The organism is Citrobacter sp. CK191 (assembly GCF_030333435.1).
GTDB lineage: Bacteria > Pseudomonadota > Gammaproteobacteria > Enterobacterales > Enterobacteriaceae > Citrobacter_B > Citrobacter_B koseri.
This window is the reverse complement of record NZ_JAOWFX010000021.1, coordinates 1-20,843: the sequence shown is the minus strand read 5'-3', so window position 1 is coordinate 20,843 and position 20,843 is coordinate 1. Positions and strand designations below refer to the sequence as shown.

At 55.8% G+C, this 20,843-nt stretch carries 16 protein-coding genes and 1 other RNA gene; 6 read left to right on the top strand and 11 right to left on the bottom strand.

The annotated features are described in order from the left end of the window. Positions 1–2: 2 nt before the first annotated feature. Genes bcsB through bcsR form a run of 4 tightly spaced genes read right to left on the bottom strand, consistent with a single transcriptional unit; the run spans position 3 to position 5,926 of the window. Positions 3–2,354 carry a cellulose biosynthesis cyclic di-GMP-binding regulatory protein BcsB gene (gene bcsB / locus OGV82_RS04540; RefSeq protein ID WP_047460411.1) on the bottom strand — a complete coding sequence of 784 codons (2,352 nt, stop codon included), beginning with the start codon at positions 2,352–2,354 and terminating at the stop codon, positions 3–5. Between the two features lie 10 nt (positions 2,355–2,364). Beyond that, entirely contained in the window at positions 2,365–4,971 is a 2,607-nt protein-coding gene (gene bcsA, locus OGV82_RS04535) for a UDP-forming cellulose synthase catalytic subunit (protein ID WP_012135661.1), read from the bottom strand. Further along, entirely contained in the window at positions 4,968–5,720 is a 753-nt protein-coding gene (bcsQ, locus tag OGV82_RS04530; protein WP_012135662.1) for a cellulose biosynthesis protein BcsQ, read from the bottom strand. The genes bcsA and bcsQ overlap by 4 nt, the downstream gene beginning before the upstream one ends. Before the next feature lie 11 nt (positions 5,721–5,731). Continuing rightward, positions 5,732–5,926 (bottom strand): cellulose biosynthesis protein BcsR, encoded by a 195-nt coding sequence (bcsR, locus tag OGV82_RS04525; RefSeq protein ID WP_012135663.1) that lies wholly within the window; start codon positions 5,924–5,926, stop codon positions 5,732–5,734. A gap of 290 nt (positions 5,927–6,216) precedes the next feature. Here bcsR and bcsE point away from each other — a divergent pair, with 290 nt between their 5' ends. From bcsE to OGV82_RS04500, 5 genes are all read left to right on the top strand, one after another. Continuing rightward, entirely contained in the window at positions 6,217–7,776 is a 1,560-nt protein-coding gene (gene bcsE / locus OGV82_RS04520; protein ID WP_047460394.1) for a cellulose biosynthesis c-di-GMP-binding protein BcsE, read from the top strand. Next, positions 7,773–7,964 (top strand): cellulose biosynthesis protein BcsF, encoded by a 192-nt coding sequence (gene bcsF, locus OGV82_RS04515; protein WP_012135666.1) that lies wholly within the window; start codon positions 7,773–7,775, stop codon positions 7,962–7,964. Before bcsE ends, bcsF begins: the two co-directional genes overlap by 4 nt. Further along, complete coding sequence (bcsG, locus tag OGV82_RS04510) at positions 7,961–9,640, top strand: cellulose biosynthesis protein BcsG (RefSeq protein WP_047460391.1); 1,680 nt, start codon at positions 7,961–7,963, stop codon at positions 9,638–9,640. Before bcsF ends, bcsG begins: the two co-directional genes overlap by 4 nt. Before the next feature lie 282 nt (positions 9,641–9,922). Continuing rightward, positions 9,923–11,119: a methionine gamma-lyase gene (gene megL / locus OGV82_RS04505; RefSeq protein WP_012135669.1), complete on the top strand. Its 1,197-nt coding sequence runs from the start codon at positions 9,923–9,925 to the stop codon at positions 11,117–11,119. A gap of 115 nt (positions 11,120–11,234) precedes the next feature. After that, positions 11,235–12,533 (top strand): aromatic amino acid transport family protein, encoded by a 1,299-nt coding sequence (locus tag OGV82_RS04500; RefSeq protein ID WP_047460388.1) that lies wholly within the window; start codon positions 11,235–11,237, stop codon positions 12,531–12,533. Between the two features lie 33 nt (positions 12,534–12,566). Here the strand turns inward: OGV82_RS04500 and OGV82_RS04495 are convergent, their stop codons facing one another. From OGV82_RS04495 to dppA, 6 genes are all read right to left on the bottom strand, one after another. Beyond that, on the bottom strand, positions 12,567–13,769 hold the full coding sequence (locus OGV82_RS04495; RefSeq protein ID WP_047460384.1) for a sigma-54 interaction domain-containing protein: 1,203 nt from the start codon (positions 13,767–13,769) through the stop codon (positions 12,567–12,569). A 154-nt stretch (positions 13,770–13,923) separates the two neighbouring features. Continuing rightward, positions 13,924–14,928, bottom strand: coding sequence for a dipeptide ABC transporter ATP-binding subunit DppF (gene dppF, locus OGV82_RS04490; protein ID WP_012135673.1), 1,005 nt, complete (start codon positions 14,926–14,928; stop codon positions 13,924–13,926). Next, positions 14,925–15,908, bottom strand: coding sequence for a dipeptide ABC transporter ATP-binding protein (gene dppD / locus OGV82_RS04485; protein ID WP_047460380.1), 984 nt, complete (start codon positions 15,906–15,908; stop codon positions 14,925–14,927). The genes dppF and dppD overlap by 4 nt, the downstream gene beginning before the upstream one ends. Before the next feature lie 10 nt (positions 15,909–15,918). Next, on the bottom strand, positions 15,919–16,821 hold the full coding sequence (gene dppC / locus OGV82_RS04480; RefSeq protein ID WP_012135676.1) for a dipeptide ABC transporter permease DppC: 903 nt from the start codon (positions 16,819–16,821) through the stop codon (positions 15,919–15,921). Positions 16,822–16,830: 9 nt separating this feature from the next. Continuing rightward, positions 16,831–17,850 (bottom strand): dipeptide ABC transporter permease DppB, encoded by a 1,020-nt coding sequence (dppB, locus tag OGV82_RS04475; protein ID WP_012135677.1) that lies wholly within the window; start codon positions 17,848–17,850, stop codon positions 16,831–16,833. Positions 17,851–18,046: 196 nt separating this feature from the next. Further along, positions 18,047–19,654, bottom strand: coding sequence for a dipeptide ABC transporter periplasmic-binding protein DppA (gene dppA, locus OGV82_RS04470; protein ID WP_012135678.1), 1,608 nt, complete (start codon positions 19,652–19,654; stop codon positions 18,047–18,049). 533 nt (positions 19,655–20,187) lie between these two features. Here dppA and OGV82_RS04465 point away from each other — a divergent pair. After that, positions 20,188–20,778, top strand: a complete 591-nt coding sequence (locus tag OGV82_RS04465) for a hypothetical protein (RefSeq protein ID WP_153050080.1) — start codon at positions 20,188–20,190, stop codon at positions 20,776–20,778. Between the two features lie 2 nt (positions 20,779–20,780). Here the strand turns inward: OGV82_RS04465 and OGV82_RS04460 are convergent. After that, a non-coding RNA gene (locus tag OGV82_RS04460) (RtT sRNA) lies at positions 20,781–20,843 on the bottom strand; the annotation flags it as partial.

Sequence of the window (20,843 nt, the reverse complement as noted above, 5' to 3'; positions counted from 1 at the left end):
GATTACTCGTTATCGGGATCGAGTCGACGACGGCTGATAATGCGCAGCAGACGCCACAGAACCCAGGCCAACAGCACGACGCTAACCGCCGCCAGTATCGCCAGCAGCACCGGATGATTCGATAACGCGTACCAGAGGCGTTCGAACCACGGTAAATGCCCTACGTAGTAAATATCGCCCACCCGCAGGCTGTTGACGCCAGACTCGCGGATCACCGACACGGAGCCAAACATGGCGGCGCGTTTTCCGCTGTCGTTCATCGCTTCGGTCAGCAGTTCATACCCGCGCGGGCTGTCTGCCAGCAGCGCCACCACGCTACGCTGGTCGTTGAACGGCGACTGGAAGCCCACTACCGCCGCCATCGCGCCAGCAGAAGTGATGGTGGATTTCGCATCCGGCTCGCGGTCGGCCTCATCCGGCATGATGCTCGGGAAGGTCGTCTGGCGCATCGGCGTGTTCACCCAGCTTTGCGTCGCCTGTACCAGCAGGTCGATGCGTTTGTCATCTTTCAGTGCGTCGGGGATTGTCCCGATCACCATAATATCCGCGTCTTTACCCTGAATCTGGCGGCTATCGTCGGTGATATTCAGGTTAATCGACGGGAAACCGGTCTGCGCGCCAATCGTCCCGGTCACATCCAGCAGCGTTTCCATCTGCGCTTCGTTCGGGTTTTTCGGCATCACGGCAATGGTTTCTGAAAGGTCAGCCATCCGGCTGAACGGGAAGCCCGCATTGGCGAAGGCACGCAGGTCCGGCATCGCGATAAAGTGATAATATTTCGAGAAATCAATGGTGGAGTCGTCGCCAATCACCACATGGTTTTGTACCGGCTGGAACGTCACGCAATTATCCACCGAGCCGCCCGGCATCGGGTTCATGTACTGGAAGTCAAAGCGCAGCTGGTTCATCGCCCCCAGCTTCAGCGCCGGGATCGACACGTCCGTTTTACCGTCAATCAGCCCCTGCAATACCGGCAAACGCAGCAGCAGGCGATTGCTTTCCTGGGTGCTGTTCAGGCTGAACGCTTGCAGGAACTGATCGTTCAGGCTGATATCCATACGCGAGCTGTCTTTGCTCGGCGGCGTGGTGTAACGGTAGTTGAGATTCATATCAATACCGTTGCTGCGTAGCAGATAGAGATCCGGCGGCAGATTCAGCGACAGCGAAATCGCCGCAGGTTCCAGCCCGGTGGACTGGAGCTGCTCTTTATAGGTTTTCAGCTCGCCGAACGTCACCGCACGGTCAGTACGTACCCAGTTCGGCGCATCATAAGGTTTACGCGCCAGCAGAGGCTTCACCTCATCCACCACCACGCTGTCGCCACGGAACAGGATATTCCCTTGCGCAATGCCTTTCGCCGCCTGCAACAGATCGTTATCGTCGCGGCCAAAGACCACCAGCAGCTTCACATATGGGTTGTCCGGGTGGCTGATCATCTCAATCACCGGCGCTTTTACCGGCGGATGATCGCGCAGGAAATCAGGGCGCTTGTCGTTCGTGGCAAAGACGATGGCATTACGATCCGGCAGCGTGTTGTACATCACCGGGAAATGCTGGCCGCGCCAGCCTGCGCGCGAACCGAACCATGAAGAGACAATGGATGCCGCCTGCTGCTGCATCAGATCCGGCGAACCGGCAAAGACCACAGGCAGCGTAACCTGGCGGTTGTCCCGCGGATCGAAGAACGGCACCGGGAAGTGCGACAGATCGTTTTTCACCGGCAGGGTCTGGTACGTCAGATCCAGCACGCTGCTGCGGCCAACATCCAGCCAGAGCGTACTGCTGGCCGGGTTTTCGCAGACATCGCGATAGTGCCCGACGAACTCCAGCCGCACGCGGTTAAAATCGGTGATAAAGAGCGGGTTGATCGGCATCTGGGCCAGCGTCTTTTTGCCCAGTTGCTCTTTCGTGACCGGCAACACGCCCATCAGCTCATCATTGAGGTAGACCTTCAGCTGCGACTGGATCGGCAGCAACGACGGCGACGGGGTGTATTCCAGGTTCAGCATCGCTTTCGACACCACCTCGTCGCTGCGCATACCGAACTCAATGCTGCCATTCGGGTTCACGCCACGCAGCACCATGCTGCCCGGCGGCGGCGCGATTTGCGCGAAAGTCAGCTTCACATCGCGGGAAGGCCCGTTTTGCGCCACCACGGGCGCATCGGCGCCCGGCACGCCCGGCATTACCTGGCCGACCGGCTGCTCCGGCGTTTCTGGCGCAGGCGCTGTCGGCGCTTGCGCTGGCTCAGCATTGATCAATGGTTGCGTTGCAGGCGTCGCATTCGTCATGAAAGTGGGGAAAGCGCTTATCCCCATAGCCACTGCATAAACCCAGGAAAGTTTTCTTTTCATCGCGTTATCATCATTGTTGAGCCATCACCTGATCCGGCTGCCGCTCCGGGCGACGCGGAATAAACGACACAATCCAGGAAACCAGCGTCGTCAGAGAACGGAAAATTACTTTGACGGAAGACGGAGCAAATTCCGCAAGATGGCGGTAGCCACGGAAGCCCAGCTTCAGAATATCCAGCAGGCTTTCCAGCGGTTTGTCTTCCGGGAAGCTGTCCTGCCAGAGCGCCCACGTATCCGCGCGGGCAAATGTGCACTGCACAAAGTCGATATGTTGTTTCGTGGTCATCGGCAGCAATTGCAGCCCGACCTCATTGCCCAACACGCGCACGACCTGAGTAGGAAAGACGTACTCTTGCTGGCCGCGTTTAAGCAATAAATTAACCTTTTGCCCTTCCAGCACCTGCGCCTGCCCGTTGATCCGAATCCCCAGGCCGCCGTCGGAGAAGTCATGCACGGTGCATGAGAACAGGTGGCCATCTTCACGGGCAATGGCCGCCGGCATGGAGATTTCAACGCGGTGCGCCCGGCGTACCTGCTTACTTTCCACAGAGACCGCCACCGCGCCGCCCAGAATGATCAGGTTATAGAAAACCCACACCAGACTGACGATCACCGTGAGTATTTCGTTGGCGGGGCCGTAGTAGTAACGCCAGACGCCCACCACGACCCCCAGCAGGTTGAGCAGCACCAGGAAGATATAGGGCCGGGAAATCACCCAGTCGACATACTCTTCCTCTACCAGCCCGCCTTTCGCGGTAACGTTGAATTTCCCTTTATGCGGGTTGATCAGCGCCACCATCGTCGGCGGCGCGATATACCAGGCCAGCACCGTTTCGTAGATTTCACTCCAGAAGGAGTGGCGGTATTTCCCCTGAATCTTCGAGTTGGTGAGGCTGGCGTGAATCATGTGCGGCAACACAAACAGCGCAATCATCAGCGCGGGCGCATAGATGATATAGGCGTGCAGCAGCAGGAAAGCCAGCGGCGCCGTCAGGAAGATGAGCCGTGGAATACCCGATAAAAAGTGGAACATGGCGTTGACGTAACACAGACGCTGCGCCAGCTTTAAGCCTTTGCCGAACAGCGGGTTATCCAGACGGAAGATTTGCACCATGCCGCGCGCCCAGCGAATACGCTGCCCGATGTGCGCGGACAGGCTTTCCGTCGCCAGACCTGCCGCCTGTGGAATGCGCATATAGGCCGAGGTGTAGCCACGACGGTGCAAGCGCAGCGAGGTATGCGCATCTTCGGTCACGGTCTCAACGGCAATGCCGCCAATCTCATCCAGCGGTTTACGGCGAATCACCGCGCACGATCCGCAGAAGAACGTGGCATCCCACATGTCGTTGCCATCCTGCACCAGCCCATAAAACAGCGTGCCTTCGTTCGGCGTTTTACGGAAACGACCGAGGTTGCGTTCAAACGGGTCCGGCGAGAAAAAGTGGTGTGGCGTCTGCATCATGGCGAGCTTTTTCTCTTTCAGGAACCAGCCCATCGTCATTTGCAGGAACGAGCGTGTCGGTACATGGTCGCAGTCAAAGATCGAGACAAACTCACCTTTCGCGTATTTCAGCGCGTTATTGATGTTGCCGGCCTTGGCGTGTTCATGCGTGGTACGGGCGATGTACTGTACGCCGACGGTCTGAGCAAACTGGCGGAACTCTTCGCGCCCACCGTCGTCAAGAATCCAGATGCTCAGCTTGTCTTTCGGCCAGTCGATGCCCAACGAGGCGTAAACTGTGTTTTTCACCACGCTGAGGTCTTCGTTGTAAGTCGGAATAAAAATGTCCACCGTCGGCCACTGCGCCATCTCTTTCGGTAGCGGCACGGGCTGGCGGTTAAGCGGCCAGACGACCTGGAAATACCCCAGCACCAGGACAATCCAGGCGTAGGTTTCCGCAAACAGCAAAATCAGCCCGCAAACCAGGCTCAGCGGGTCATCCCAGTTTAACGTCGAGGTATAGCGCCACCAGATATAACGGCATGACACCGTCAGCGACAGCACGATCAGCATCAGGGCGGAGAAACGCCCCGGTATCCGCCGCACCAGCAGCGCGACGCCCCACAGCAGTATCAGGAAGATAAACTGCGACAGCGGGTTAAACGGCTGGGTAATACAGATGATCGCCAGAATCAGGGAAAAAGTGACGATGACGCCGAGGATAAAGCGGCGCACCCCGTTGCTAAGATGGCCCAGCTCTTTTTCGCTTTCCAGATGCGTGGTCTTTTTACTGACGCGGTCGGGCAGCGTGTCCATCCACTGATGATAGCGACCGCGCACGCCCAGCAGGCGGGAGAGCGACCGCCAGCGCGGTTCGACCTTCTTCTCTTTACGCGGCGAGAAGGCCATCAACCAGAGCGTTTGAATGGCATAGCGGGCCGGGTCCAGCGGACGCGGTCGGTTGGCGTTAATATGCGGATAGAGCGCTTTATGCTGCGCGCGAATGCGCTGCCAGCGCGGATGCTCAAGCGGAATAAAAGTCCACGCCAGAATCACCCACAGGCAGCCCAGCATCGCACTGAACGGCGACGCGCCATGACGGCGATACCCTTGATAGCGCTCGCTCAGGCGTGCGCCGACCGGCGGAATGAGAAGCCACCGGGTCAGGATGTTCATGATGCGCTCCCGGCAGGGGCGCGATTACCCGCATAGTGCAGCAAACACCAGTTCGCCAGCGTCAGCACCTCTTCTGCCGCCAGCGAATCGCCACGGTACTCGCCCAGCGGCTGTTTCGAAGCCATACACTCCGCCATCGCTTCATCGCGATGGATCACCATCGGCAGCAAACGACGCTGGCTTTGCAGCCAGACCTGGTACAGATCGTCCTGCAACTGGCTGGCAATGCGTAAATCGTTAATCAGAATATGCGCGCCCGTGGGCAGCGCCTGTTGATGCAGCCGGATATGGCAATTGGTGTCCGCTTTTACCACCGCCAGCGTATGATCGCAGAGACTGACCAACTGTTGCGTCAGCGGTGAGACGCCGTGGGGAAGATCCAGCAAAATCCACGAATAGCGTCGGCTCTCTTTCAGTTCGCGCAGGCCAGCGCAAATAGCTCCCAGCTTTTCCGCCCATTCCTGAGGATTCTCCCGCTCTTCCACCGTAAGCTGTCCGAACGGCAGCAGATCGAGCTGGGTGGTATAACGCAGTCCGGCATCGCGCCAGTCTTTACCGTCCAGCAGCGCCCTGGCCCAGCCGTCGCGATGGGCAAAATCGACATTGAATGACATACGCAGCAGGTTATCGGGGCTGGCATCAACGACCAGCACATTTTCCCCGAGTATTTGCAGCGCCCAGGCGAGCGCCGAAGTGATTGATGTGGTGCCTACACCGCCGCGCACGCCCTGCAATCCCAGAATGGACATCCCTGACTCCCTTATGATGGTTGTTGCGCAAATTCAGCCAATAAAGGCCAACGTTTAATCGCCGCAGCCAGCTGTTCGCGTTGGGAAATATCGGTATAGTCTATTTCGGGCAAGGAGAAAGCCTGACTTAACGCCAGAAAATCATTTTGAAAGGTATAGCCCAATGCTGAATCAAACTGAGAGTCAGGTTCGTTGTTGTTATACATTCTGTATTGTGTCCCTTTTGAATATACTCACCATGCTTCAGACAATTTTTCTGGCAGCATCCCCCCCTCTTCACTGTTAATCTTCAATGCAGGGGATCGTTCATTTCTCGCCTTTCCGTTACGCAAACTGTAAGAGTAAAGAAAACACCATGACCGAGGTCGCAAGGCTTCCTGCCCGCCGAATTGATTCATATGCTAAATCTGATGTGTTTTAATTTCAATGTTAGGTTTATTTCTGAGCTTTCGCTAGTAAACTGATAAACAGATAAAATAGCGACAAGAGGGACGCTGTGGACCCCGTATTTTCTATCGGCATCTCATCATTATGGGATGAACTACGCCACATGCCTGCCGGCGGTGTCTGGTGGGTTGACGCTGATCGCAATGAAGATGCCATCAGCCTGGTGAATCAAACGATTGCCTCGCAGGCAGGGAACGCGAAAGTCGCGGTCATTTGTATGGGCTGCGATCCGGGTGAATTAATCAAATTAGATGAATCTCACGGCCCGGAAAAAATCCAGTTATTTTCAATGCCGGATTCTGAAAAGGGGTTATACTTCTTGCCCCGCGATTTGCTTTGTTCTGTTGATCCTACACATTACTTTTTCATTCTTCTTTGCGCGAATAACGCCTGGCAAAATATATCAGGGGAACGCCTTCATCAGTGGCTGGAAAAAATGAATAAATGGACCCGGTTCCATCACTGTTCGCTTCTGGTTATTAACCCTGGAAATAATAATGACAAACAGTTCTCCCTGTTGATGGGAGAGTATCGTTCGCTTTTCGGCCTTGCCAGCTTACGTTTTCAGGGCGACCAGCATCTGTTCGACATCGCGTTCTGGTGCAGCGAAAAAGGGGTCAGCGCCCGGCAACAACTGACGCTGCGCCATAAAGATGCGCACTGGGAGCTGGCCCACAAGGAAGAGGCTAACATCCAGCCGCGCAGCGACGAAAAACGCATCCTCAGCAATATCGCCGTTCTTGAAGGCGCTCCGCCGCTGTCGGAACACTGGGCGCTTTTTGATAATAACCAAACCTTGTTCAACGAGGCGCGAACTGCGCAGGCGGCGACGATCATCTTCTCCCTGACGCAAAATAGCCAAATCGAACCCATGGCACGGAATATCCATACGCTGCGCCGCCAGCGCGGAAGCGCGCTGAAAATTATCGTCCGCGAAAATCTCGCCAGTTTGCGGGCGACCGACGAGCGACTGCTGTTAGGCTGCGGCGCGAATATGGTTATTCCGTGGAATGCGCCGCTTTCCCGCTGCCTGACGCTAATTGAAAGCGTGCAGGGACAGCAATTCAGCCGCTACGTCCCGGAAGAGATCGCCACACTCCTGTCGATGACGCAGCCCATGAAGCTGCGCGGTTTCCAGACATGGGACGTCTTCTGCGAAGCCGTACATAACATGATGAGCAACACTCTGCTGCCCGCTGACGGGAAAGGCGTGATGGTCGCATTGCGCCCGGTGCCGGGTATCCGAATCGAGCAGGCGCTGACGCTCTGCCGCCCAAACCGTACCGGCGATATCATGACTATCGGCGGCAACCGGCTGGTGCTGTTTTTATCATTCTGTCGGGTCAACGATCTGGACACTGCGCTGAACCATATCTTCCCGCTGCCGACCGGCGATATCTTTTCCAACCGCATGGTCTGGTTCGAAGATAACCAAATCAGCGCTGAACTCGTGCAAATGCGCCTGCTGTCGCCTGAACTGTGGGGCACACCGCTGCCGCTGACCCAGGGGGCGAACCCTGTGCTCAATGCCGAGCATGACGGGCGAGTCTGGCGACGTATTCCCGAACCCTTACGACTGCTGGATGACAGCGTGGAGCGCCCACAATGATGAACGTCAACGATATCATCCAGATCATCGTCTTTTGCGCGCTGATCTTTTTTCCTCTGGGCTATCTGGCGCGCCATTCGCTTCGCCGCATCCGTAACACAGCCCGACTGTTATTCGCCAGACCCCGTTATGTAAAACCCGCCGGAACCTTGCGCCGTGCAACAAACGTCAAGGCAGACAAAAAATGACTCAGCATACTCAAACCTCATCCATGCCTTCACCACTCTGGCAATACTGGCGCGGCCTTTCGGGCTGGAATTTCTACTTTCTGGTAAAGTTTGGCCTGCTCTGGGCGGGATATCTCAACTTCCATCCGTTGCAGAACCTGGTATTCATGGCCTTTTTGTTAATGCCAGTCCCTAAACTCAGCCTGCACCGTCTGCGCCATTGGGTCGCTATCCCAATCGGCTTTGCGCTTTTCTGGCATGACACCTGGCTGCCTGGCCCACAAAGCATTATCAGTCAGGGCTCGCAGGTCGCGGGTTTTAGCGCGGACTATATGCTCGATCTGGTGACTCGCTTTATCAACTGGCAGATGATCGGCGCCGTGTTTGTGCTGCTCGTCGCCTGGCTGTTTTTATCGCAGTGGATTCGGGTCACTCTTTTTGTTGTCGCCATTATGATCTGGCTGAACGTGCTGACGCTGACAGGGCCAGTCTTTACGCTGTGGCCTGGCGGCCAGCCGACCGACACGGTGACGACCACCGGCGGCTCTGCGGCGGCGACGGTCGCAACGGCAGGAGACACCCCGGTGGTCGGCGATATCCCGGCGCAGACCGCGCCTCCGACCTCAGCCAATCTGAACGCGTGGTTGAACACCTTCTATAACGCGGAAGAAAAACGAAAAACGCCGTTCCCGACGGCGCTGCCGGCCGATGCGCAGCCGTTTGAACTGCTGGTGATCAACATCTGTTCCCTCTCGTGGTCTGATGTTGAAGCCGCAGGCCTGATGTCACATCCGTTATGGTCGCATTTCGATATTCTGTTTAAGCACTTTAACTCCGCCACCTCCTACAGCGGCCCGGCGGCGATCCGCCTGCTGCGCGCCAGCTGCGGCCAGTCGTCGCACACGAATCTGTATCAACCGGCAGGCAACGACTGCTACCTGTTTGATAACCTGTCGAAGCTGGGCTTCACGCAGCATTTGATGATGGGTCATAACGGCGAATTCGGCGGCTTCCTGAAAGAAGTGCGTGAGAATGGCGGTATGCAGACGGAGCTGATGGATCAAAAAGGGCTGCCCGTCACGCTGCTGGGCTTTGACGGTTCTCCGGTTTATGACGACACCGCCGTGCTCAACCGCTGGCTGGAAACCACCGAGAAAGATCAGAACTCGCGTAGCGCAACGTTCTATAACACGCTGCCGCTGCACGACGGGAACCACTTCCCTGGCGTCAGCAAAACGGCGGATTACAAAATTCGCGCGCAAAAGCTGTTCGATGAGCTGGACGCCTTCTTTACCGAGCTGGAGAAATCGGGCCGTAAAGTGATGGTGGTGATGGTCCCGGAACACGGCGGCGCGCTCAAAGGCGACAGAATGCAGGTTTCCGGGCTACGCGACATCCCCAGCCCGTCTATCACCAACGTACCGGCAGCGGTGAAATTCTTCGGTATGAAAACGCCTCATCAGGGCGCATCGATTGAGATTGACCAGCCGAGCAGCTACCTGGCGATTTCCGAACTGGTGGTGCGCGCCCTTGACGGCAAACTGTTTGTCGAAGACAACGTCAACTGGGATCAGCTCACCCGTGGGTTGCCGCAGACCGCACCGGTCGCTGAAAACGCCAACGCGGTGGTTATCCAGTATCAGGGTAAACCGTATGTGCGTCTGAACGGCGGTGACTGGGTGCCTTATCCGCAGTAAACGAAAAAGGCCTGATGGCGCTACGCTTATCAGGCCTACAGGTCAGGCACAATCTCCTGAAATTATGCCGATTTGTAGGCCGGATAAGACGCTTTCGTCGCCATCCGGCAAAACTCGCGCAAGCGCCGCAACACGCTGGAAAGATTCTTGCCAGCTGGCAACTTTTCTGACGACCCGTAAAAAACGAAACCCACTAACTCTTTGATATATAAAAACTCCTTTTCTGGCACAGCGATTGCTATTTGAGTGTGAGCTGTTCTGTTCCGAATCAAAGGAGATATCATGTCTGACTGTCGTACTTACGGATTCAACACCCAGATCGTTCACGCGGGGCAACAACCCGATCCTTCAACTGGCGCGCTCAGTACGCCAATCTTCCAGACGTCGACGTTTGTTTTCGACAGCGCCGAACAGGGGGCCGCCCGCTTTGCGCTCGAAGAGTCCGGGTACATTTACACCCGCCTGGGCAACCCCACGACGGACGCGCTGGAGAAAAAGCTGGCGGTACTGGAAAGAGGCGAAGCGGCGCTGGCGACCGCGTCCGGTATTTCCGCCATCACCACCACGCTGCTGACGCTCTGTGAGCAGGGCGATCACATTGTCTCAGCCAGCGCGATTTATGGCTGCACGCACGCATTTTTGTCGCACAGCATACCGAAGTTCGGTATTGACGTGAGTTTCGTTAATGCCGCCAACCCGGATGAGATCCGCGAAGCCATCCGCCCGGAAACCAAAGTGGTGTACATCGAAACGCCCGCCAACCCAACGCTCTCCCTGGTCGATATCGAAACGGTCGCCGGGATCGCCCATCAGCGGGGCGTGCTGTTGGTTGTGGATAACACCTTTATGTCGCCGTACTGCCAGCAACCCCTGCTCCAGGGAGCCGATATCGTGGTTCACAGCGTCACGAAATACATCAACGGACACGGGGATGTTATTGGCGGAGTCATCGTCGGCAAGCAGGAGTTTATCGATCAGGCGCGGTTTATCGGGCTGAAGGATATCACCGGCGGCTGCATGAGCCCCTTTAACGCCTGGCTGACGCTGCGCGGCGTGAAGACGCTGGGGATTCGCATGGAACGCCACTGCGAGAACGCGCTGAAAATCGCCCGTTTCCTGGAAAGCCATCCGAAGATTACCCACGTCTGGTATCCGGGGCTTCCTTCGCACCCGCAGTATGAACTTGGCAGACGCCAGATGAGCCTGCCCGGCGGCATTATCAGCTTCGAAATCGCGGGTGGCCTGGAGGCTGGCAGACGCATGATCAATTCGGTAGAATTATGCCTTCTCGCGGTCAGTCTCGGTGATACCGAAACCCTCATTCAGCACCCTGCGTCTATGACACATTCGCCTGTTGCGCCAGAGGAACGGCTTAAAGCAGGTATTACCGACGGGCTAATCCGTCTTTCTGTGGGTCTTGAAGATCCAGAAGATATTATTAACGACCTTGAACACGCCATCAGAAAGGCGACATTCTGACCATTACGGTCGGAGCTGGCCTGCGTCGGCTCCGGCTGTTGAGAATCAAGGCACAACGGCCTGGCTATACGCATCATCCTTCCCGGGGTGACGCGTATTTTGGGCAGGGGGCTCTATGCAGGACAACACATTACAATTAAGCAACAGTAAAGCGACCACCGCAGCGTTCTCAAAAAAACTACCGTTTACGAAATACGATTTTGGCTGGGTGCTGTTATGTATCGGCATGGCCATTGGCGCCGGAACGGTGCTAATGCCGGTACAGATTGGGCTAAAAGGAATTTGGGTCTTTATCACCGCGTTTATTATCGCCTACCCCGCAACCTATATCGTGCAGGATATTTACTTAAAGACGTTATCAGAAAGTGAAACTTGTAATGACTACACCGATATTATCAGTCATTACCTGGGGAAAAACTGGGGCGTCTTCCTCGGCGTGATCTACTTTTTGATGATTATCCACGGCATTTTTATCTACTCTTTATCCGTGGTTTTCGACAGCGCGTCGTACATTAAAACCTTCGGTCTGACCGATGCCGATCTCTCGCAGTCCATCCTCTATAAAGTGGCGATTTTCGCCGTACTGGTCGCTATCGCCTCCGGTGGAGAAAAGCTGCTGTTTAAAATCTCCGGCCCTATGGTGGTGGTGAAAGTAGGCATCATCCTGATCTTCGGTTTCGCGATGATTCCGCACTGGAACTTCAGCAATATTACGGCCTTCCCGCAGGCGTCGGTCTTCTTCCGCGATGTGCTGCTCACCGTCCCCTTCTGTTTTTTCTCGGCGGTGTTTATTCAGGTGCTGAACCCGATGAACATTGCCTACCGCAAACGAGAAGCCGACAGGGTGCTGGCGACGCGTATGGCCATTCGTACCCACCGCATCAGCTATATCACGCTGATTGCCGTGATCCTGTTCTTCTCGTTTTCGTTTACCTTCTCCATCAGCCACGAAGAAGCCGTTTCCGCTTTTGAGCAGAATATCTCCGCTCTGGCATTGGCTGCGCAGGTCATTCCAGGACAGATCATTCATTTCACCTCAACGGTACTGAATATCTTTGCGGTTCTCACCGCCTTCTTCGGTATTTACCTGGGTTTTCATGAAGCGATTAAGGGCATCATTCTCAACGTGCTGAGCCGGGTTATCGACGTGGAGAAGATCAATCCGCTGGTACTGACGCTTGGCATCTGTACCTTTATCGTTATCACGCTGGTCATTTGGGTATCGTTCCGCGTCTCGGTGCTGGTGTTCTTCCAGTTGGGCAGCCCGCTGTACGGCATTGTGTCGTGCATCATCCCTTTTTTCCTGATCTATAAAGTCACGCAACTGGAAAAACTGCGCGGCCTGAAAACCTGGCTGATTCTGCTGTATGGGATTTTGCTGTGCCTGTCGCCGCTCCTGAAGCTGATTGAATAACGCGTTCTGTGCGCCGTCGGTTCCTGGCGGCGCTTAACTTACCCCCTCCAGTTGGTAGCTGCGTATTTTATTCAGCACCGTCGTGTGCGAAACCCCCAACGCTTTCGCGATATGCCGGGAGGAGACATTCTCTTCCACCATCTGCTCAATCAGCTGCCGCTCAGCATGTTGCACCTGCTCTTTGAAGGGGCGGTCGGGATGCCCCGGCAACGCTTGTGACACCGTTGAAAGCCCCAAATCATCGCAGGTGATGACATCACTTTCTGACATCAGCATCAGACGGATAATGGTGTTCTCCAGTTCGCGAACGTTGCCCGGCCAGTGGTGGTGACGCAGTGACTCAAAACAGGCTTTGTCCAGTATCAGCCGCCGCTGAAACTCTTTGGCATATTTCTGTACAAAATGGCGAATCAGTAAAGTGATATCCGAAGGGCGCTCGCGCAACGGCGGAATCGTGAGCGTCAGTACGTTAATGCGATACCAGAGATCGGCGCGCAGCAGGCGCTGTTCGACCATCTCTTCCAGGTTCGCGTTGGTGGCGACAATAATACGCGCGTTAACCGGGATCACCTGCGCCCCGCCGACGCGGCGGATGCCGCCGTCCTGAAGCACCCGCAGCAGCTTGGCCTGTAAATTCAGCGGCATTTCGCCAAATTCATCAAGAAACAGCGTTCCCTTATCCGCCATTTCAAACAACCCTTTTTTCCCTCTGCCGTCCGCACCGCTGAACGCCCCTTTTTCATAACCAAAAAGTTCGCTCTCCATCAATGCCTCAGGCAGCGTTGAGCAGTTGACGGGGATAAACGGATAAAAGCGCCGCTGCCCGGAATTATGAATGGCGCGCGCCAGTAGCTCTTTACCCGTGCCGGTCTCACCACGGATCAGGACGGTATATTTGCTGTCAGCGATTTTTAGCGCTTTTTCAATCAGCACCTGCATACTCTGGCTGCTACAGATAATGTCGGAGAAATAGCGCGGTCGCGTCAGTTCGGGCGTGGTCAGTTCAGAAAGATTCTCTGAGAGATAAGCGACATTAATAATGTCGGCATGTTGATTGAGGCAGGTCTGGACGCTGGAAATATCCTGCAACTGGCGGCACCAGGATTTAATCAGAATCCGACCCGGCGTGACCTTCATGGAGATAATATTAATATCGCGGCAGGAAAACTCCTTGAGGACATCCTCAACCATAGACAGACGATCGATTGTTTTAATATCCCAGCGTATCGTGACCACGTTGGCTCCAGATATTTCTGTGGCAATCAGAAATCTGCTTACATTCTAGTCGCTATGGGATAATGTTCTGCCGATGGACTCACATTGTGGAGCCAAAAAAGGAATATAAAAAAACCGGAGCACAAGGCTCCGGTTATGAGGCAATAACCAACAGTTATTGCTGTCGGTTCTCATCCTGATCGACGGCGAAACAGGCCACCAGTTGGCCGCCGTAATCTTTAAGCTGCGGCTGCAACTGGGTGCAGGGGCCAAAGCGACGGCGGCAACGGGCGTTGAAGGCGCAGCCCGGCGGCGGATTCAGCGGGCTTGGCAGCTCGCCGGTCAGCTTGATGCGCTCGCGGCGGTCATCCGGGTTCAAACGCGGCGTCGCGGAGAGCAGCGCCTGCGTATACGGATGGCGCGGGTTGGTAAAGATCTGCTCCTTCGTCCCTTTCTCCACGCAGCGGCCGAGATACATCACCATCACCTCATCGGCAATGTGTTCGACCACCGACAGGTCGTGCGAGATAAAGACGTAAGACAGCCCCAGCTCCTGCTGCAAATCCATCATCAGGTTCAACACCTGCGCGCGCACGGAAACGTCCAGCGCGGAGACCGGTTCATCGGCGATCACCACGTCCGGGTCAAGCATCAGACCGCGGGCGATAGCAATACGTTGACGCTGGCCGCCGGAAAACATGTGCGGGTAGCGATCGTAATGCTCGGTTTTAAGGCCGACTTTCGCCATCATCGCCAGCGCTTTTTCACGACGCTGCTCTTTGCTGAGCGAGGTGTTGATCAGCAGCGGCTCTTCCAGAATCTGCCCCACTTTCTTACGCGGGTTCAGCGAACCATACGGGTTCTGGAACACAATCTGGATTTTCTGCCGACGCAGTTTTTGCGCCTGCGGATCGTGCCTGAGCAGATCCTGCCCCTGATAATACAGTTCTCCGCCGGTCGGCGTTTCAATCATCGTCAGCAGGCGGCCCAGCGTGGATTTCCCACAGCCGGACTCGCCCACGACCGCCAGTGTTTTGCCGCGCTCAAGGGTGAACGATACGCCATCCAGCGCTTTTACCAGGCGCTCGGGCGCAAACAGCCCCTTCTTCACCGGGTAGTGCTTTTTCAAATCGATGGCCTGCAACAGCGGCTGTTGCAAGGTGGCCTCGTGCGTACTCATAGTGTGGGCCTCCCGGCATCATCGAGTGGATAGTGGCATTTGGACTGGCGGCCATCGCCGAGCTGATTCAGATCCGGCTCTTCGCTACGGCATTTATCCGTGGCATACGGGCAGCGCGGGTTCAACAGACAGCCGTTCGGGCGGTCATATTTTCCCGGCACCACGCCCGGCAGCGACGCCAGGCGCGCTTTATCCTGCGCGAATTCCGGCAGTGCGCGCAGCAACGCCTGCGTATACGGATGACGCGGCGCGCGGAAGATATCGTGCGCCGCCCCTGTCTCTACCACCTGTCCGGCATACATTACGATGATTTTATGCGCGGCTTCCGCCACCAGCGCCAGATCGTGAGTAATCAGCACCAGCGCCATATTTTCTTTCTGCTGCAATTCCAGCAGCAGTTCGATGATTTGCGCCTGGATGGTCACGTCCAGCGCAGTGGTCGGTTCATCGGCAATCAGCAGTTTCGGACGACAGGCAATCGCCATGGCAATCATCACGCGCTGGCTCATCCCACCGGACAACTGGTGCGGATAGACATCCAGACGCGACGCCGGATCGGGAATCCCCACCTGAGTCAGCAGGTCAATCGCCCGCTGCCGACGGGTTTTCCTGTTGCCGCCCTGATGCACCTTAATCGCTTCCATAATCTGGAAACCTACGGTGTAGCACGGGTTCAGGCTGGTCATCGGGTCCTGGAAGATCATCGCCACTTCCGCGCCCACCAGGTTGCGGCGCTCTTTCTCAGAGATGCGCTGCAAGTCCTGGCCGTTGAATTCCAGTTTTTCCGCCATCACGCGGCCCGGGAAGTCAATCAGCCCCATAATCGCCAGCGAGCTAACCGATTTACCGGAGCCGGACTCGCCGACGATACCAACGACTTCGCCCTGATTTACGCTGTAGCTTACGCGGTCTACTGCGCGAAACGGCGTACCTTCGTCACCGAAGTGCACCGATAATTTATCTACGTTTAATAACGCCATCTCGAACCTCTTACTGCTTCAGTTTGGGATCGAGCGCGTCACGCAGACCGTCACCCATCAGGTTAAATGCCAGCACCGTCAGCAGGATCGCCAGACCCGGGAAGGTCACGACCCACCAGGCACTTTGTGCGAACTGCAACACGTCGGAGAGCATGGTGCCCCACTCCGGTGTCGGCGGCTGCGCACCCATGCCGAGGAAGCCCAGGGCGGCCATATCGAGAATGGCGTTAGAGAAACCGAGCGACGCCTGAACGATCAGCGGCGCAAGGCAGTTCGGGAAGATATTGACGAACATCTGGCGCATCGCGCCTGCGCCCGCCACGCGGGAAGCGGTAACGTAATCGCGGTTCACCTCCACCAGCACGGCGGCGCGGGTCAGACGCACGTAGTGCGGGAGCGCCACGAAAGTCAGCGCCAGCGCGGCGTTACCGATAGAGGGGCCAAAGATCGCCACCAGCACCAGCGCCAGCAGCAGGCTTGGCAGCGCCAGCATAATATCGACGACGCGCATGATGATGTTATCAACAATGCCGCCGAAGTAACCCGCAACCAGGCCGAGCACAATCCCCATCACCAGCGACAGCACCACCACCAGGCAGCCCACCAGCAGCGACAGACGTGCGCCATACATCAGGCGCGACAGCACATCGCGACCGACATCATCCGTTCCCAGCAGGTGCGCGATACTGCCGCCTTCCTGCCACGCAGGCGGCGCCAGCAGCACATCGCGGAACTGATCTGCCGGGTTATACGGCGCGATGACGTTCGCGAACACCGCAATCAGGATCATGATGACGACATACGCCAGACCGACAACCGCACCCTTGTTGCGTTTAAAATAGTGCCAGAACTCCTGCAACGGGGTCATCGGCACCGGTGCAGAGATAACTTTATTTTCAGTAACCTGTGACATGATGGCCCCTTACTTCTTATGACGAATACGCGGGTTCACCACGCCGTACAGCAGGTCGACCAGCAGGTTGACGAGAATAATCATCGTCGCTACCAGTAACACCCCGCCCTGTACAACCGGATAATCGCGTCGTTGCAGCGCATCAATCAGCCAACGGCCAAGGCCAGGCCACGAGAAGATGGTTTCGGTCAGGATCGCCCCTGCCAGCAGCGTCCCTACCTGCAAACCGATCACGGTCACGACCGGCAGCATCGCGTTACGCAGCGCGTGTACGATGATGACGCGCATCCTTGTAAGACCTTTGGCGCGCGCGGTACGGATATAATCTTCACCCAGCACTTCCAGCATGGAGGAGCGGGTCATACGCACGATAACCGCCAGCGGTATCGTACCGAGCACCATCGCAGGCAGGATCATGTGCGCGACAGCATCAATAAAGTTGCCCTCTTCGCCCCAGATAGCCGTGTCAATCAGCATAAAGCCGGTTAACGGATTGGAGTCATCAAGGAACACCATATCGCTGACGCGCCCGGAAACCGGCGTCAGGTTCCATTGCACTGATACCAGCATGATCAGCATCATGCCCCACCAGAAGATAGGCATAGAGTAACCGGTCAGCGCCAGGCCAACAGCGGTATGATCGAAAATGGAACCGCGCTTCACGGCGGCCAGCACGCCGACCGGAATCCCTACTGCGGTGGCGAAAATCATGGCGCAGACGCCAAGTTCCAGCGTCGCTTTAAAGCGAGGCACGAACTCGTCCCACACCGGCAAACGGCTTTTCAGCGAGATGCCCAAATCGCCATGCATCACCCCCCAGATGTAATGGAGGTACTGCTGCCACATCGGTTTATCCAGACCGAGTTCAGCCAGCAGTTGAGCATGACGCTCAGGAGAGATACCACGCTCACCTGCCATGATCATGACCGGATCGCCCGGGATCATATGGACGAAGGCAAAGGTGAGAAGGGTGATACCGATAAACGTGGGGATGACGAGTCCCAAACGTCGGAGGATGAACTGCAACATAACCCGGATTCTCTCTAATGACGCGCCGCCTGGTGACAGTGCGTCTGTATTGCTCACAAATCTTATCCCACGGCATACGCCGCCGTGGGGTAAAGCATTACGCCGGGTGGCGCTGCGCTTACCCGGCCTACGATCGTAGGTTCGTGCAAACGCAGCGCCGCCGGGCATGGGGTGCTCAGGCACCCCTGGCTTTTAATTATTCGACAGAGACGTTTTCGAAGTGGTGTTTGCCCAGAGGATCAACCACATAGCCTTTGACTTCTTTACGCACAGGTTCGTACACGGTGGAGTGAGCGATGATCAGCGCAGGCGCCTGGTCATGCATCACCACCTGAGCCTGTTTGTAGAGTTCAACACGCTTGTTGTGATCGTCAGTAGCGCGCGCCGGTTGAATCAAGTCTTCAAACGGCTTGTAGCACCAGCGAGAGTAGTTGGAACCGTCTTTCGCCGCAGCGCAGCTAAACAGGGTCGCGAAGAAGTTATCCGGGTCCCCGTTATCACCGGTCCAGCCCATCATCACCGCCTGGTGTTCGCCTGACTTCGCACGCTTGAGGTATTCACCCCACTCGTAGGTGACAATCTTGGCCTGTACGCCAATCTTCGCCCAGTCAGCCTGAATCATCTCAGCCATACGGCGAGCGTTCGGGTTGTACGGACGCTGTACCGGCATCGCCCACAGTTCAACGGTGAAGCCTTTATCCTGGCCCGCTTCTTTCAGCAGCGCTTTGGCTTTTTCTGGATCGTAGTTGTAGTCTTTAACGTCGTCGTTATAGCCCCACATGGTCGGCGGAATCAGGTTCTTGGCTTCAACGCCCGCGCCCTGATAAACCGCTTTAATGATCGCCTCTTTGTTCACCGCGTAGGTCAGCGCCTGACGGACTTTCACGTCATCAAACGGTTTCTTCTCGGTGTTGAAAGAGAGGTAGCCGACGTTCAGACCCGCCTGCTCCATCAGATTGATGTTTTTGTCCTGCTTCATGCGCGCGATGTCCGCCGGGTTCGGGTACGGCATCACCTGGCACTCATTTTTCTGTAGCTTGGCGTAACGCACGGACGCGTCAGGCGTAATGGAGAACACCAGACGGTCGATCTGCGGCTTGGTGCCCCAGAAACCATCAAACGCTTTATACAGAATGCGGGAGTCTTTCTGGTACTGCAACAGCTGGAACGGCCCCGTACCGATTGGGTTCAGATCCACTTTCTCCGGCGTACCGGCTTTCAGCATGTTGTCAGCATATTCTTTAGAGAGGATGGAGGCGAAGTCCATCGCCAGGTCAGCGAGGAACGGCGCTTCTGGACGGGTCAGCACGAACTGAACGGTGCTATCGTCCACTTTCTTCACTTCGCTTATCAGGTCTGGCAGACCCATCCCTTCGAAGTATTCATAGCTGCCGCCAGACACTTTGTGGTACGGGTTTTCGGCATTTTTCTGACGATCGAACGAGAACACCACGTCATCGGCGTTGAAATCGCGCGTCGGTTTAAAGTCTTTGCTGTCCTGCCACTTCACGCCCTGACGCAGGTGGAAGGTGTAGGTTTTGCCGTCTTCGCTGACATCCCACTTTTCAGCGAGGCCTGGAATAACTTCGGTTGTACCGATTTTAAATTCCACCAGACGGTTATAGATAGGTACTGAGCTGGCGTCATAGGTGGTGCCGGAGGTAAACAGCTGCGGGTTGAAGCCTTCTGGAGAACCTTCTGAACAATAAACCAGAGTTTTAGCCTGTACACTTGCTGCGACGGTCATGGCCACCAGGCTCAGACCAAGCTTCAGCATCCCTGACTTCTTCAAGGAAATACTCATTCTTCTGCTCCAAATGTGATGTTGTTGTTTTACCCTTTGCAGTGGGTTTGCACCGCCTGGCCTTTTTTGTTTTTTACCCGGCCGGGTCGGCGTTAAGAGGATGGGGATTCCGTTCACATAAGCGCCTGAGTTGCAGTGCGGATTCTCCATGAAATGCCCCTCATGCCCTACAATCTGTCAACAGAATGTGAAAACGTCAATACAGGCAACCATGATTTACAACAACGGTGAGAATTCACAAACAAAGATTAAAAAAACTTCAAACGACTATTTTCAGCAGGGAAATTTGTGCTACTCCGTTAACACCAGAATTAATCGCTTCATATTTCGCAACATTTGGTGATTAACGTTTGTGCAGATTGTGAAAAATTTCTGACGAAATGCTGCATATCTGAGCGATTAATATCACGAACGCTAAAACGCACAGCGGAAAATGCTGGGCTCAGCCATAAGTAACGCAAAAAAAAATTTAAGCAAAGATAAAAAAAGACAATGGAATATGTCACAAAAACGTGAACAAACAGTGAGAAGTGATGCACATTTTTTGCCAATGGCGAAATCGCCGTAGGCCGGATAAGGCGCTTGCGCCGCCATCCGGCGTTACCGAAAATGAGCGACCGATCCTGCCTGATGGCGCTACGCTTATCAGGCCTACAATGCTGAGCCGTAGGCCGGATAAGGCGCTTGCGCCGCCATCCGGCGTTGCCGAAAGTGAGCGACCGATCCTGCCTGATGGCGCTGCGCTTATCAGGCCTACAATGCTGCGCCGTAGGCCGGATAAGGTGCCTGCGCCGCCATCCGGCGTTGCCGAAAGTGAGCGACCGATCCCGCCTGATGGCGCTGCGCTTATCAGACCTACAATGCTGCGCCGTAGGCCGGATAAGGCGCTTGCGCCGCCATCCGGCGTTACCGAAAGTGAGCGACCGATCCCGCCTGATGGCGCTGCGCTTATCAGACCTACAATGCTGCGCCGTAGGCCGGATAAGGCGCTTGCGCCGCCATCCGGCGTTACCGAAAGTGGGCGACCGATCCTGCCTGATGGCGCTGCGCTTATCAGGCCTACAATGCTCATCCTCGTTAAATTCCAGACAGCAAAAAGCCAGCCCGTAGGCTGGCTTTTCTGAATTGGTCGGTGATAGAGGATTACTCGCCACTACGTGGCTCGCCCTTCGGGCCGTTGCTCACGCAA